The sequence below is a fragment of the Sulfitobacter dubius genome, from assembly GCF_900113435.1.
Lineage (GTDB): Bacteria > Pseudomonadota > Alphaproteobacteria > Rhodobacterales > Rhodobacteraceae > Sulfitobacter > Sulfitobacter dubius.
The window spans coordinates 137,432-150,378 of the sequence record NZ_FOPG01000002.1 but is presented as its reverse complement, the minus strand read 5'-3'; the positions used below and the strand labels follow the sequence as shown (position 1 = coordinate 150,378).

Annotated in this window: 9 protein-coding genes; 2 read left to right on the top strand and 7 right to left on the bottom strand. The window is 62.4% G+C overall.

Translation table 11 applies throughout. The features are described from left to right. Positions 1-25 precede the first annotated feature (25 nt). The 4 genes from BM229_RS09465 to pdxR form a co-directional block, all read right to left on the bottom strand. Entirely contained in the window at positions 26-901 is an 876-nt protein-coding gene (locus BM229_RS09465) for a dimethyl sulfoxide reductase anchor subunit family protein (RefSeq protein WP_093927415.1), read from the bottom strand. Then, the gene (locus BM229_RS09460) at positions 901-1,665 is read right to left on the bottom strand and encodes a 4Fe-4S dicluster domain-containing protein (protein WP_093927414.1); all 765 of its coding nucleotides are present in this window, start codon (positions 1,663-1,665) and stop codon (positions 901-903) included. Before BM229_RS09460 ends, BM229_RS09465 begins: the two co-directional genes overlap by 1 nt. A 49-nt stretch (positions 1,666-1,714) precedes the next feature. Then, positions 1,715-4,531 (bottom strand): molybdopterin oxidoreductase family protein, encoded by a 2,817-nt coding sequence (locus BM229_RS09455; protein ID WP_093927413.1) that lies wholly within the window; start codon positions 4,529-4,531, stop codon positions 1,715-1,717. Positions 4,532-4,743: 212 nt separating this feature from the next. Further along, entirely contained in the window at positions 4,744-6,207 is a 1,464-nt protein-coding gene (gene pdxR / locus BM229_RS09450; RefSeq protein ID WP_093927412.1) for a MocR-like pyridoxine biosynthesis transcription factor PdxR, read from the bottom strand. 116 nt (positions 6,208-6,323) lie between these two features. Here pdxR and BM229_RS09445 point away from each other — a divergent pair, with 116 nt between their 5' ends. Together BM229_RS09445 and nagA are read left to right on the top strand one after the other, a co-directional pair. Next, complete coding sequence (locus BM229_RS09445) at positions 6,324-7,214, top strand: glucosamine kinase nucleotide-binding domain-containing protein (protein ID WP_093927411.1); 891 nt, start codon at positions 6,324-6,326, stop codon at positions 7,212-7,214. Then, positions 7,211-8,341 carry an N-acetylglucosamine-6-phosphate deacetylase gene (gene nagA, locus BM229_RS09440; RefSeq protein WP_093927410.1) on the top strand — a complete coding sequence of 377 codons (1,131 nt, stop codon included), beginning with the start codon at positions 7,211-7,213 and terminating at the stop codon, positions 8,339-8,341. The genes BM229_RS09445 and nagA overlap by 4 nt, the downstream gene beginning before the upstream one ends. Positions 8,342-8,591: 250 nt before the next feature. Here nagA and BM229_RS09435 read toward each other — a convergent pair whose 3' ends face one another. The 3 genes from BM229_RS09435 to BM229_RS09425 form a co-directional block, all read right to left on the bottom strand. Beyond that, on the bottom strand, positions 8,592-8,855 hold the full coding sequence (locus BM229_RS09435; RefSeq protein WP_093927409.1) for a glycine zipper 2TM domain-containing protein: 264 nt from the start codon (positions 8,853-8,855) through the stop codon (positions 8,592-8,594). Positions 8,856-9,062: 207 nt separating this feature from the next. After that, positions 9,063-10,460, bottom strand: a complete 1,398-nt coding sequence (locus BM229_RS09430; protein WP_093927408.1) for an aminotransferase family protein — start codon at positions 10,458-10,460, stop codon at positions 9,063-9,065. A gap of 230 nt (positions 10,461-10,690) precedes the next feature. Beyond that, a complete protein-coding gene (locus tag BM229_RS09425; RefSeq protein ID WP_093927407.1) occupies positions 10,691-12,784 on the bottom strand; it encodes a DEAD/DEAH box helicase in 2,094 nt (697 codons plus the stop codon). Positions 12,785-12,947: the final 163 nt, after the last annotated feature.

The window sequence follows — 12,947 nt, the reverse complement described above, 5'->3', positions numbered from 1 at the left end:
GGTGGAGGCACCCCCTCTTTTGCGTTCAGCGTTTGCCGTAGTAAATCCCGACCACATGTTCCGCCTGCGCAAAGAACAGCCAGCGTGAGGTCAGCACCCCCGCCGCATGGCTGAGCACCGCGAGGGCAGCGGCAAGGTGGTGGAACACGGGCGACAAGAGCAGCAGAAGCGGCAGCAGCACCATAAGCGTAATCGCGATCACCCGCAGCTTCAGCGCGTGTTTGCGTCCGATTTGATAAACGAACTCTCGCAGCAGGTAATTGCTGCCAGTATGCGGCGGTTCAAAGGCGCGGACGCTGCCCTTTTCCCCCAGCCGCGTCGCTGTGGCGATATCGCTGCCCGACGCCGCAAGTGCGCGATCCCCGCGCCACCATGTGGCGATCTGCACCGCCCCCGCCAGCACCAGAAGCACCATCGCCGCCGTCACCTGTCCGGCCAGCAACGCGCCCCCCGCAATGCTAAGCGACAAGAAGTTCAGCGGCGTCATCACGCTGTGCCAGCGCGGCACGGTTTTCATCTGGGTATAGATCATCGCCGTGGTCAGCACCGTCAGCAATGACAGCGCCGCGCCTAGCAGCCCCAGCGGCCAAAGCCGCGTGTCGTAAAACACCAGCCCCGCGCCATAGGCCGCCATGGTGAGCAAAGCCGCGACCGAGGCCCAAGCCTCCCGGCTGAGCCAACTGCTGCGCCACTGGCTGAAAGCCTTGAGCGCGCGTTCGGGATGGCCAAGGTGGAAGGTCGAAGCAATCAATCCGCCCACCGCCAGCAGATAGGCCAGCGCGAAAAAGACGAAGGCCACCCAGCCGGTCACGGCAGGCAGGCCGATGCCAAGCCACGCCAGCAAGCCAAACCCCATACCCGACAGGCTGCTGAACAGAATAACAGAGGGTGCCGGATGCATCAGAGCTTCTCCAAGGTGCGGTCAAGCCAGCCGAGGAACCCTTTGGGGCCGCTGTCGATCGGGGCTAGGAAGGGGGCCAGCACGTCAATCTCGCCGCTGTCCTCTGGGCCTTGCAACTGATCGCGCGGGCGGGGCGGGAGGTATTTATTGACTGGCTTGGTGCCCTGCTCGGGCATGAGGTCCACGCCGCCACGCTCGGCCACCAACTGGCTCACAGCACTTTCGGGGTCGCCCAGATCGCCAAAGTGCCGTGCGCCAGCGGGGCAGGTGCGGACGCAGGCGGGCTGGCGGTCTTCTTCGGGCAGGTTCTCGTTATAGATACGGTCGACGCAGAGGGTGCATTTCTTCATCACGCCCGCGGCCTGATCCATTTCACGCGCGCCGTAGGGGCAGGCCCATGCGCAGAGGCCGCAACCGATGCAGTCGCTTTCGTTGACCAGCACGATGCCATCCTCAACCCGCTTGTAGCTCGCCCCCGTGGGGCAGACGGTCACGCAGGGCGCGTCATCGCAGTGCAGGCAGGATTTCGGGAAGTGGACGAGTTGCGCGGCACCGGCCTCGGGCTGCACCTCATAGCTGTGCACGCGGTTGAGAAAGGTGCCCGACGGGTCCGCGCCATAGGCGTCTTGGTCTGACAGTGGCGCGCCGTAGTTTTCGGTGTTCCAGCCTTTGCAGGAGATCACGCAGGCATGGCAGCCGACACAGGTATCAAGGTCGATCACAAGGCCGAGTTTGCGGTCGGTCTGTTGCGGGAGCGTGGTCATGGCTGGCGGTCCTGAAGGGTCTTGTGTGCAGCGCGCGGACGGGAAGCACTCATTTGCCCACCTTCCACGCAATGTCGCGCGGCGCAGGCGGGACGGGAGAGCGCTGCGCCGGGATTTCTGGCTGCGCCTCGGCTGGGGCCTCGGTCTTTTCAATATGCACCTTGAGGTCGAACCACGCGGCCTGCCCGGTGATCGGGTCGGAGTTTGACCACCGCAGACCGTCGCCCTTGGGTGGCAGTAATTCGTGGATCAGGTGGTTGAGCAAGAAGCCCTTGGTCGTCTCCGGCGCGTCGCGGTCCAGCGCCCATGCGCCTTTGCGTTTGCCGATGGCGTTCCATGTCCAGACCGTCTTCGGGTTCAGGGCCGCCATCTCCATCACCGGGACGGTAATCCCGCCATGCGGAGAGGTCACCCGCGCCCAGTCGCCGTCCTTCAGCCCCTTCTGGCGCATGATCGCGGTCGGCAGGTAGAGCGGGTTGTGCCCGTGCAGCTGCCGCAGCCAAGCGTTCTGGCTGCCCCATGAATGGTACATCGCCATCGGGCGTTGGGTGAGCGCGTGGACGTTATAGCCCTCAGCGCCCTCGGGGTCGCTTTCATACCAGATTGGCAGGGGCGACATTGTTTGCTTGATCCGGTCGCGCAGATGCTCGGGCGGCTGGCGTTTGCCATGACCTTCGGCGGCCAATTGAAAACGACGCAGCGGTTCGACGTAGAGCGAAAACAGATAGGGCTGCGGCGCGTCATAGATGCCCATGCCGACGGCCCAATCCTGATAGGCGGCGTTCCACGGCTTGTAGTAATTCGCGCCCTCGGGGATGTGATTGACGAAGAAGCCGCCGTTTTCGATGTAGCGGTCAATCTGCTCGGGGTTTGGCTCCCCCCGCCCGACATCCTTGCCGTCCTTGCCCCGAAACCCGGCCAACGGGCCAATGCCCGGACGGCGTTCGTGGCTAGTGATGTAGTCGGCGTAGTCTTTGTATTTCTGGCTGCCATCCTCGTTCACGAACCCCGGCAGGCCAAGCTTTGCCCCCAGATCGCAGAGCGCCGATTGGAACCCCCGCACATCGCGGTTGGGCTCCACCACGGGCCAACGGATCGCATCGGCGGCGGCGTCGGCCTCGCTGATTGGGCGGTCGAGCAGTGAGATACAGTCGTGCCGTTCAAGGTACGTCGTGTCGGGCAGGATCAGGTCCGCATAGGCGACCATTTCCGAGGAATAGGCATCGGAGTAGATGATCCGAGGGATGACGTAGTCACCGTTGTCATCGGTATCGGTCAGCATCTCCATCACCCCGCCGGGGTTCATCGACGAGTTCCACGACATATTCGCCATATACATGAACAGCGTGTCGATCTTATAGGGATCGCCTGCATGGGCGTTGGAGATCACCATATGCATCAGCCCGTGGGCCGACATCGGGTTTTCCCATGTGAACGCCTTGTCGATCCGCGCGGGGCTGCCATCGGCGCGTAGCGCCAGATCCTCGGGGCCTTGAACGAAACCCAGATGCGGCCCGTCGAGCGGCGCGTCGGGGGTGGCTTTGCAATGTGGTTTGGGGTGCGCGGTGGCAGGCTTGGGGTAGGGCGGCTTGAAACGGAAACCGCCGGGCACTTCGACGGTGCCAAGGATGATCTGCAGCACATGCAGCGCCCGGCAGGTCTGGAAGCCGTTTGCATGGGCCGAGATCCCGCGCATGGCGTGGAAAGAGACCGGGCGGCCTGTCATCGTCTTGTGATGCTCGCCCCGAAAGTCGGTCCATTCGTGCTCAAGCTCGAACGCTTCGTCAAAGGCGACGCGGGCCAGTTCGGCGGCGATGGCGCGGATGCGCGGCGCGGGGATGCCACAGCGGTCGGCCACGGCTTCGGGGGTATATTCCTCACCAAGGTATTGCTCGGCCATCTGGTGAAAGACCGGGCGATGCGTAATGCCCGCCGTTCGGTAGGTGGCTGCAAGGTCGGGGCGCACGCCAGGTTGGTCAAAGGGGGTCAGCTTGCCGGTCTTGCGGTCGACCACCAGCGCTTTGCCGTCCGCGTTGCGCAGTTGCAGGCCATACTCCGGCGATTTCCGGTCGCTGTTCAGCAGCACCGGCGCGTCGGTGTAGCGCGCGAGGTAATCCAGATCGATGCGCCCGGCCTTCATCAAACAATGGATCAGCGACAGAATGAACAGCCCATCGGTGCCGGGCGTGATGCCGACCCAATCATCGGCAATGGCGTTGTACCCGGTGCGGATCGGGTTCACCCCGATGACCCGCGCGCCGCGTTTCTTCAGCTTGCCCAGACCCATCTTGATCGGATTGCTGTCATGGTCCTCGGCCACGCCAAACAGCATGAACAGCTTGGTGTGATCCCAATCGGGCTGGCCAAACTCCCAAAACGCGCCGCCCATCGTGTAGATGCCAGCGGTGGCCATGTTGACCGAGCAGAAGCCGCCATGGGCCGCATAATTCGGGGTGCCGAAAGCCTGTGCCCAAAGTGAGGTGAAGCTCTGCGATTGGTCGCGCCCGGTGAAGAAGGCAAGCTTTTCCGGCGCTTCGCGGCGCAGCGGCTTCAGCCAGTCGGTGGCGATTTGCAGCGCCTCTTTCCAACTGATGCTCTCAAACTCGCCGGAACCTCGCGGGCCGACCCGTTTCATAGGGTTGCGCAGCCGCGCGGGAGAGTTGTGTTGCATGATCCCGGCCGAGCCTTTGGCGCAGAGCACCCCTTGGTTCACCGGGTGGTCGCGGTTACCTTCGATATAGGCGACCTTGCCCTTCTTCATATGGACGTTAATGCCGCAGCGGCAGGCGCACATGTAGCAGGTGGTCTTGCGAACCTCGTCCGAGACCTTGGGCGACAGATCAAGCGGCGGCTGGGAATGCGTCATGGGCGGGCTGGGTCTTTCAGCAAGGTGAGCGCTTGGCGCGCGATATGTTTCTCTTCGGCGGGTGTGCGGATCTAATTGGGAATATTTCCCGCCTAGCAGAGGGTTGCAAGAACCTTTTCCTTCTCCTTCTGATCATTCTCGCCTATGCCCGCGGTTGAAGGTGATGCGGTTGATCCGGTGCAACAGAAGCGTCACGAGACGATCGAGCCGTATCAGCGCAGGCGGTCGATTTCTTGCGCGATCAGGCCGACCCCTTCGTTGATCCGTGCTGCGGGGATTGAGGAATAGGCCAATCGGTAGTAATTCTTGGCCTTCTCGTCACCTATGAAAAATGCATGGCCAGGTTCGAACAGCACATCGCGGGCGCGTAGGTTTTCGGCCAATTGCGCACTGTCCACGCTTTCGGGTGCACGCATCCAAAAGGATGACCCGCCATAGGCTCCGCGCCCTGAGACGCGCAGGCCATGCTGTTCCAGCGCCCCTTCCATAATGCGGCGGCGTTCGTGCAAGGCCAGCCCCATGCGGCGGATCTGGGCGTCGTAATGGCCCAATGACAGGAAATATGCGGCGGTGCGTTGGATATGCCCCGGCGGGTGGCGCAGCACCGATGCCCGCAGCGCGCGCGCCTCGCGGATAAATGGCTCAGACCCCACCAGATATCCCAGCCGCAGCCCTGGAAAAAGCGATTTGGAGAAGCTGCCGACATAGATCACTCGCCCCTCGTCATCGAGCGATTTCAGTGCGGGCGAGGCGGGCTTGAGGAAAGACATCTCAAATTCATAGTCATCCTCAACGATCAGCGCCTCAAGCGCGCGGGCGCGGGCCAAGAGCGCTCGGCGGCGGTCCATCGGCATGGTCGCATTGGTCGGGCATTGGTGGCTGGGCGTGGTGAAAATCACATCCGTGTCAGGGGGGATCGCCTCGGGGGGCAAGCCGTCTTGATCCACGCGGACGGGGGTTATGTGGCAGCGCGATTGGCTGAGGATGCCACTCAGCGCCGGGTAACACGGATCTTCTAATACGGCGCGGCGGCGTTGGGTCAGCAGAACTTGGGCGGTCAGCCACAGCGCGTTCTGCGCACCGAGGGTGATGAGAATCTGATCGGGCCGTGCCGAGACACCGCGCCGGGGCAGAATATTTCGCACAATGAACTCGATCAACTGCGGGTCGTCTTGGTCGTAGTAATCGGTGGTCATCGAGGTGAAATCACGTTGACCCAAAGCTTGGACTGCACAAAGCCGCCAGTTGGCGTGGTCAAAAAGCGTCGGATCGGCTTGCCCGTAGATGAACGGATAGCGGTAGCTGGCCCAATCTTGCGCTTTGCCCGACAGCCCGTTGCCGCTGAACCGTTGACCAATGGCACGCGACCAGTCGATGGCGTCGTCCACCTTGGCCATTGGGGCAAAGGCTGGGGGCGCAGGCGCGTTGTCAGAAACGAAATACCCCGACCGCCCGCGCGAACTGAGGTAATCATTCGCCAAAAGCTCGGTATAAGCGATGGTTACCGTGATCCGGCTGACGCCAAGATGCGCGGCGAGCTTTCGGGTGGAGGGCAGCTTCTCCCCCCGCTGAAACCGACCCGAGAGAATGCCTTGGGCGATCATCTGTTGGATCTGCTGTTGCAGGGTGCCTTGTGCATCGGGGCGCAGGAAAAAGGTTTCAACGGGCAGGGCCATTGCGCGAGGTTAGGCTGGCCTTAGTCAGAGTTCAATCTGGCATCATAGGCTGCCGACTTAACCTGCCGGTGCGGCGTGCACTTCCGTTCTCCCTGCCGCTCACCTAGAAGTACAGCATGAAGAATTCTGCCCCTCTCTTGATCGCCGTGGACGGCGGCGGCACCGGTTGCCGCGTGGCTGTCGGCACGCGCCATGACGGTATCCTTGGCCGCGCCGCAGGGGGGCGTGCGAATATCGGCAACGAGCCAGAGCAGGCTTTGATGAATATCCGCCAGACGGTGGAGCGTGCCACGGTTGAGGCCGGGCTGCCCCTTTCGGCTTTGAAGGATGCGACGGCATTCGTGGGCTTGGCGGGGATGGACAAGGCGCGGGATGAGGCGCGTCTGCGCGCGGCACTGCCGTTCCAGCGGATCATCGCAGATGACGACCGCCCGGCCTGCGTTGTCGGCGCACTTGGTGAAGGGGGCGCAGGCTGGGTGCTGGCCATCGGCACGGGCACCATCGTCGCGGCAACCGATGGCGTGGCGTTTCGTTATGCCGGGAGTTGGGGGTTTCATCTGGCCGACCAAGGTTCGGGCGCATGGCTGGGCTACAGGGCAATGAACCAAGCCCTTCAGTGCTATGATGGGCTGATGCCGCATAGTGATTTAACCCGGGCGGTGCTGGCAGAGTTTGGCGATGATCCATCGGCGCTGGTTGCGTTTAGCTTGACGGCAAAGCCGGGGGATTATGCGGCTTTCGCGCCCAAAGTGATCGCGGCAGCAAAAGCATCGGATCGCCATGCGCAGGCGTTGATGCAAGAGGGGGCCGCCTATTACATCCGCGCGTTAAAGGCGTTGGATTTCACACCAGGCGATCCACTTTGCCTGCTGGGTGGGATTGGCCCGCATTACGCGGACTTCCTGCCCAAAGATCATCTACCGGGACTGGTCAAACCACAGGGTGCGGCGCTGGACGGGGCGTTTCATCTGCTGTGCAAGGCCACGGCAGAAGAGGCGTTGCCATGACTGAGATCGTCAAGGTTTTCACCGGGGCCGACATTCACGATGGCACGCGGCTGCACCGCGGAAGTGTGCTGGCACAACTGCAGGACGGCAGCCGCCGTATGCTTGATCCGCGTGAGGTGCCGCAGGGAACACCGGCGGCGGGGCTGGAGCGCGGTGTGCTTTGCCCCGGTTTCATAGATCTTCAGGTCAACGGCGGCGGCGGGGTGATGTTCAACGACACACCAGACGTGGCCACGTTGCGCCGGATCGCAAGGGCGCATCGCGGCACGGGGGTGGCAGGCTTCCTGCCCACACTGATCACCGACACGCCCGACAGAACCCAAGCCGCGATTGAGGCCACGGTAGACGCCATCGCCATTGGCGTGCCGGGAATCATCGGGCTGCATCTGGAAGGCCCGCATTTGTCACTTGCGCGCAAAGGGGCGCATGACGGAGCGTTGATCCGTCCGATGCAGGAAGCGGACCTTGCTTTGATCTTGCGCGCGGCCAAACGGCTGCCGAACCTCATGGTCACGGTTGCACCGGAAAACACCAGCAACACACAGATCAGCGCGATGGCTGAGGCGGGGGTGATTGTTTCGCTGGGCCATAGCGATGCGGATTATGAGAGCTGCATTGCGGCCTTTGACGCGGGCGCGGGCTGTGTCACTCATCTGTTCAATGCAATGAGCCAGATGACCAACCGCGCGCCGGGTTTGGTTGGTGCAGCACTTGCGCGGGGCGGGGTTCATGCAGGGCTGATCGCGGACGGCATCCATGTACACCCAGCCAGCATGCGCAATGCGTTAACAGCCAAGGCGCAGGGGGTCTTTCTCGTTAGTGATGCGATGGCGACTGCGGGATCGGATATCACCTCCTTCATGCTGAATGGTCGGGAGGTGTACCGCAAAGAGGGGCGACTGACGTTGGCAGATGGCACATTGGCTGGCGCAGACCTTGAGATGGGGCGTGCGGTGCATACCCTGACTCACGCTGTGGGCATACCGCTTGAGGCCGCGCTGGCGCAGGCGATCTCGGGTCCGTTGGCGTTGCTGCGTGACGCAAGAGGGCTGGGCCAAGTCGAGACCGCAGGCCAGCCATTGGTCCATTACGATCCTGAAAGTGGCGCGGTGCGCGTTCTGGCTTAGCCCGGTGAACAGCCGCCAGCAGAATGGCGCGACGATTGAGGATGCTGCGTTTGAAGATATCAGCAACCGCGCTATCGCTCAGGCTTGTCATATCCCCTTCCGCGCCAATCAGGCGCTGGATGCCCTGTTAGGTTCAATTCGCAAGGCAGCTAAGAATGGGCGGGCGGGTAGGATCGGTGCAGAAACAAAAAAGAGCTCAGACCGATGGTCGAAGCCCCCCCTTGGCGCGGAAACGCGCGATGTCAGCCGCTTATGGGCAAGCTGCGGTGTAGCGCTGACCATTGGAGTTTTGGTACACGCATTTGCCGGATTGTGTCTGGCCGATGTAGTTACCAGCAGCGGCACCAGCGAGACCACCAATGATTGCACCCTGCACTTTATCATCACCGCCTGAAACGGCAGCACCGGTGGCAGCACCGAGAGCCGCACCTGTCAAAGCACCTTGGTTGGAGGTGGTGCCATCACAAGCGGCGAGACCAGCGATCATCGGAATTGCGATAAGAAACTTCTTCATGTCTTTCTCCCAGTTTACTCATTTGCCAACGCGGGGGGATTGGAAGAGGTTCCCACGAAAGCGATACATTTTCAGAAAAACTTCCAGCGCGGTAAAACGCAGTAATTTTTCGAGGCGATGTCATGTTCGGGCAAGACATGGTTTTAGATAGACGAAGGCAGCACCGGGTCAACCGATGCTGCCTGTCGCGCGCCTGAAGGCGCGGTTTTACGCCGAAGCGAAGACCCGGCCCAATGCGCCATCCACCGCGGCGATGATCTCATCAATATCATCGCGTGAGGCGATCAGCGCCGGAGAGAAACACAGCGTGTTGTTCTTGCCCGGCAGCGAGCGGTTGGTGGCACCGATGATGACGCCTTGGGCCATGCAGTCACCCACGACGGCTTGAATGCGCTTTTCTTCAATGGGGGCGCGGCTGTCGCGGTCGGTGACCAGCTCCGCCCCAAGGAACAGCCCCTTGCCGCGCACATCGCCGATCACTCCGTGTTTGTCGGCAAGCGCGTGCAACTGATCCAACATGTAGTGGCCCATGTTGGTGGTGTTCTCCAACAGGTTCTCGCGTTCGATGATGTTCATATTCTCGATGCCCGCGGTCGGCCCCGCGGTGCAGCCACCAAAGGTCGAGATGTCGCGGAAGTAGTTCAGCGGATCGCTGGCATCGTCCTTGAACATGTCAAACACGGCGTCGGTGGTGACCAGACAGGCGATGGCGGCATAGCCTGAGGCGACGCCCTTGGCCATGGTCACCATGTCTGGCTGGATGCCGTAGTGCTGATAGCCGAACCATGTGCCGGTGCGGCCGACGCCGCAGACGACCTCATCGATATGCAGAAGGATGTCATACTTGCGGCAAATCTCTTGCACCCGCTCCCAATAGCCATCGGGCGGACAGATCACGCCGCCGCCTGCGGTCACCGGCTCTAGGCAAAGCGCGCCAACGGTTTCCGGCCCTTCGGCCAGGATCACCTTCTCGATCTGGTCGGCAGCCCAGACACCGTAGTTTTCCTGTGGCGCGCCGTCTTGCTCAAAACTGCGGTACTCAAGGCAGTGCGGCACCCGCACGAACCCCGGCGCGAAGGGGCCGTATTGTGCGTTGCGTTCGTCCTGCCCGCCCGCCGAGAGGCAGCCGAGGGTGGTGCCGTGGTAGTCGCGGTCGCGGTAGAGGATCTTGTGCTTCTTGCCGCCATAGCGTTTGTGCGCAATCTGGCGCACCATTTTGAAGGCTTTCTCATTCGCCTCGGAGCCGGAGTTGCAATAGTAGACGCGGTCGAGACCCGGCATCTTATCCAGCAGTTTCTCGGCGAAATGAGAGCCGGGGATCGAGCCTGCGGACCCGGCGAAATAGTTCAGCTTGATCAGCTGGTCGCGCACGGCATTGGCGATGCTTTCGCGGCCATAGCCCACGTTGACCGTCCAGACACCACCGGACACGGCATCAAGGTGCTCTTTGCCCTTTTGGTCCCAGACACGCATGCCCTTGCCTTCGACAATGATGCGTGGGTCGGTCGTTTCATAGGGTTTGTGCTGGCTCAGGTGATGCCAGATATGCGCGCGGTCGGCTTCGACAACGCGGGAGATGTCGTTCTCGTTAAAATTGCCGTCCATGGGGCAAACCTTTCTGTGCGGGTGGGCGAACCCACGAATGAAGCCCGCGCAGAGGCGGGGAATGTGCGTAACACATCACCGCGAAATTCGCACCGCAAGTAGTGCCAGTTGGGTTTGTTCCTTAAGGCCAGCTGTGGGCGCCGATTTCTTTCAAAGAAATCGGGCCGGACTTTTTTAAAGAGTCCGGGGCCTTATGCAAAAACGCCGGGGTGATGCCCCGGCGTTTTGTCTTATTTCGATTTCGGGCCGCCCTTGCCGCCCTGCTTGCCGATCTTATTCGGCGGGGTGAAGCGTTTGGACGGGTCGGACGCCCGTTTGTACGACTTCTCTCCGCCGGGCGTGGTGGCCGAGGAGGTCGGCTTGCCCTTGCCTTTGCGCGGTGCGTCGCCTGCGGGCTTTTCTTTTTTCCACACCGCTTTCGCCTTGGGCTTGGCGGTGGTTTCGCCGCCAGACTTTGGCTTGGGCGTGGCGCCGGGCTTCATCGGGCTGCGCTCGGTCTTGTGGGACTTTGGCGGGCGCTCGCCCTTGGGTGCGCGCGGTTTGTCGAACTTGGGCTTGTCGTATTTCGGCTTGTCGAACGACGCCGCACCGGGGCCATCCGCCGCTTTGGCGCGGGGTTTCCGGGGGGCGGGGGCGGCATCGGGATCGTAGTTATCACGCGGCGGGCGCGGGCCACGGTCGCGATCACCCTTGTAGCCGCCACCCGGCTTGGGGCCACGGTTGCCGCCCGGTTTCGGACCACGGGCCAGATCGGGGGCTTTGTCGAGCTGCGTCAGCACCGCGCCTTCTTCCAGCTTCATGTCGCCGCCAAGTGCGCTCAGCAGACCGGGAACAGAGGTTTCCAGTACTTCGACAAAGCTATGGCTGCCCTGCACACGGATCGCGCCGATATCGTCTTTGGTCAGGTCGCCGCGACGGCACAGCATCGGCAGCAGCGTGCGCGGCTCGGCCCCGTCGTTGCGGCCGGTCGAGATCGAGAACCAGACCGACTTGCCAAAGGCCGGGCGCGGTTTGTCGTCGCCGGGCGCACCGGGTTCGGCCAGCTCTTCCGGCGCGGATTGGCGGGCGCGGTAGAGGTTAACGAAGGCGGTGGCGAGTTGCTCTGCCGAGAATTGCTCGACCAGATTGGCGACAAACCCTTCGGCGTCTTCCGGGATCGGGTCGGACCATGCGGAATCGGCCAGCAGGCGGGCTTCGTCTGCGGCGTTGACTTCGGTGGCGGAGGGCGGTGCCGCCCATTCCACTTTCAGCTTCGCGCCACCGATCAGACGGTTCGCCTTGCTGCGCAGTTTCGCAGGCACGATCAGCGCGGAAACACCCTTGCGCCCGGCGCGGCCTGTGCGGCCCGAACGGTGCAGCAGCGTGTCGGAGTTGCTGGGCAGATCGGCGTGGATCACCAGTTCAAGGTTCGGCAGGTCGATGCCGCGGGCGGCGACATCGGTGGCGATACAGACCCGCGCACGCCCGTCGCGCAGCGCTTGCAGCGCGTTGGTCCGCTCGGATTGCGTCAACTCACCCGACAGCGCCACGACCGAAAACCCCCGGTTGGTAAAGCGCGTGGTCAGACGCGCCACGGCGGCGCGGGTGTTGCAGAACACGATGGCGTTTTTGGCCTCGTAAAAGCGCAGCACGTTGATGATGGCATTTTCAATGTCGCGTGGGTGCACGTTCAGCGCGCGGTATTCGATGTCGCTGTGCTGTTTGGCTTCGCTCACAGTGGTGATGCGCTGCGCATCGCGCTGGTAGGACTTCGCCAGCTTGGCGATGGCGGCGGGCACAGTGGCCGAGAACAACAGCGTGCGGCGCTCTTCGGGGGATTCGGAGAGGATGAACTCAAGGTCTTCGCGAAAACCGAGGTCGAGCATCTCATCCGCTTCGTCCAGCACCACGGCGCGGATCGCGTCGAGGTTGATGTTGTTGCGTTTGATGTGGTCACACAGGCGGCCCGGCGTGGCGACGACGATATGCGCGCCACGGTCCAGCGCGCGGCGCTCGGTCCGGGTGTCCATACCGCCGACGCAGGTGGTAACCACTGCGCCCGCTTTGCCGTAAAGCCACGTCAATTCGCGGCTGACCTGCATCGCCAATTCGCGTGTGGGGGCGATGATCAGCGCCAGCGGTGCGCCTGCTTGGCCGAAATGGGTGTCGTCGCCCAAGAGTGTTGGCGCGATGGCAAGGCCAAAGCCCACCGTCTTGCCGGACCCGGTTTGGGCCGAAACCAGAAGGTCTTGATCATTCAGCGCAGGGTCTGTGACGGCCTCCTGAACGGCGGTAAGTGTTTCATAACCCTGTTGGGCAAGGGCATCGGCAATAGTCTGGATCACGAAGGCTGTCCTGTCTTGAACGTTTGTGCGGGGGGCGGGCACGTGGGGTGCTACCAGCCACGGCAAAGGAATCCGACCGTCGGTAGAGGGTCGGGGATGGAATGTACATGGGGGTTTTGGGGTGAATTGTCACCCTTTTTACCTGTTTGGCGGGTTTGGAGGC

Bases quoted from the DNA above. Each gene is read 5' to 3' on its own strand.
- BM229_RS09465 (WP_093927415.1), bottom strand. From the start codon at position 901: ATGCATCCGGCACCCTCTGTTATTCTGTTCAGCAGCCTGTCGGGTATG.
- BM229_RS09435 (WP_093927409.1), bottom strand. From the start codon at position 8,855: ATGAAGAAGTTTCTTATCGCAATTCCGATGATCGCTGGTCTCGCCGCT.
- BM229_RS09460 (WP_093927414.1), bottom strand. From the start codon at position 1,665: ATGACCACGCTCCCGCAACAGACCGACCGCAAACTCGGCCTTGTGATC.
- pdxR (WP_093927412.1), bottom strand. From the start codon at position 6,207: ATGGCCCTGCCCGTTGAAACCTTTTTCCTGCGCCCCGATGCACAAGGC.
- BM229_RS09455 (WP_093927413.1), bottom strand. From the start codon at position 4,531: ATGACGCATTCCCAGCCGCCGCTTGATCTGTCGCCCAAGGTCTCGGAC.
- BM229_RS09430 (WP_093927408.1), bottom strand. From the start codon at position 10,460: ATGGACGGCAATTTTAACGAGAACGACATCTCCCGCGTTGTCGAAGCC.
- nagA (WP_093927410.1), top strand. From the start codon at position 7,211: ATGACTGAGATCGTCAAGGTTTTCACCGGGGCCGACATTCACGATGGC.
- BM229_RS09445 (WP_093927411.1), top strand. From the start codon at position 6,324: ATGAAGAATTCTGCCCCTCTCTTGATCGCCGTGGACGGCGGCGGCACC.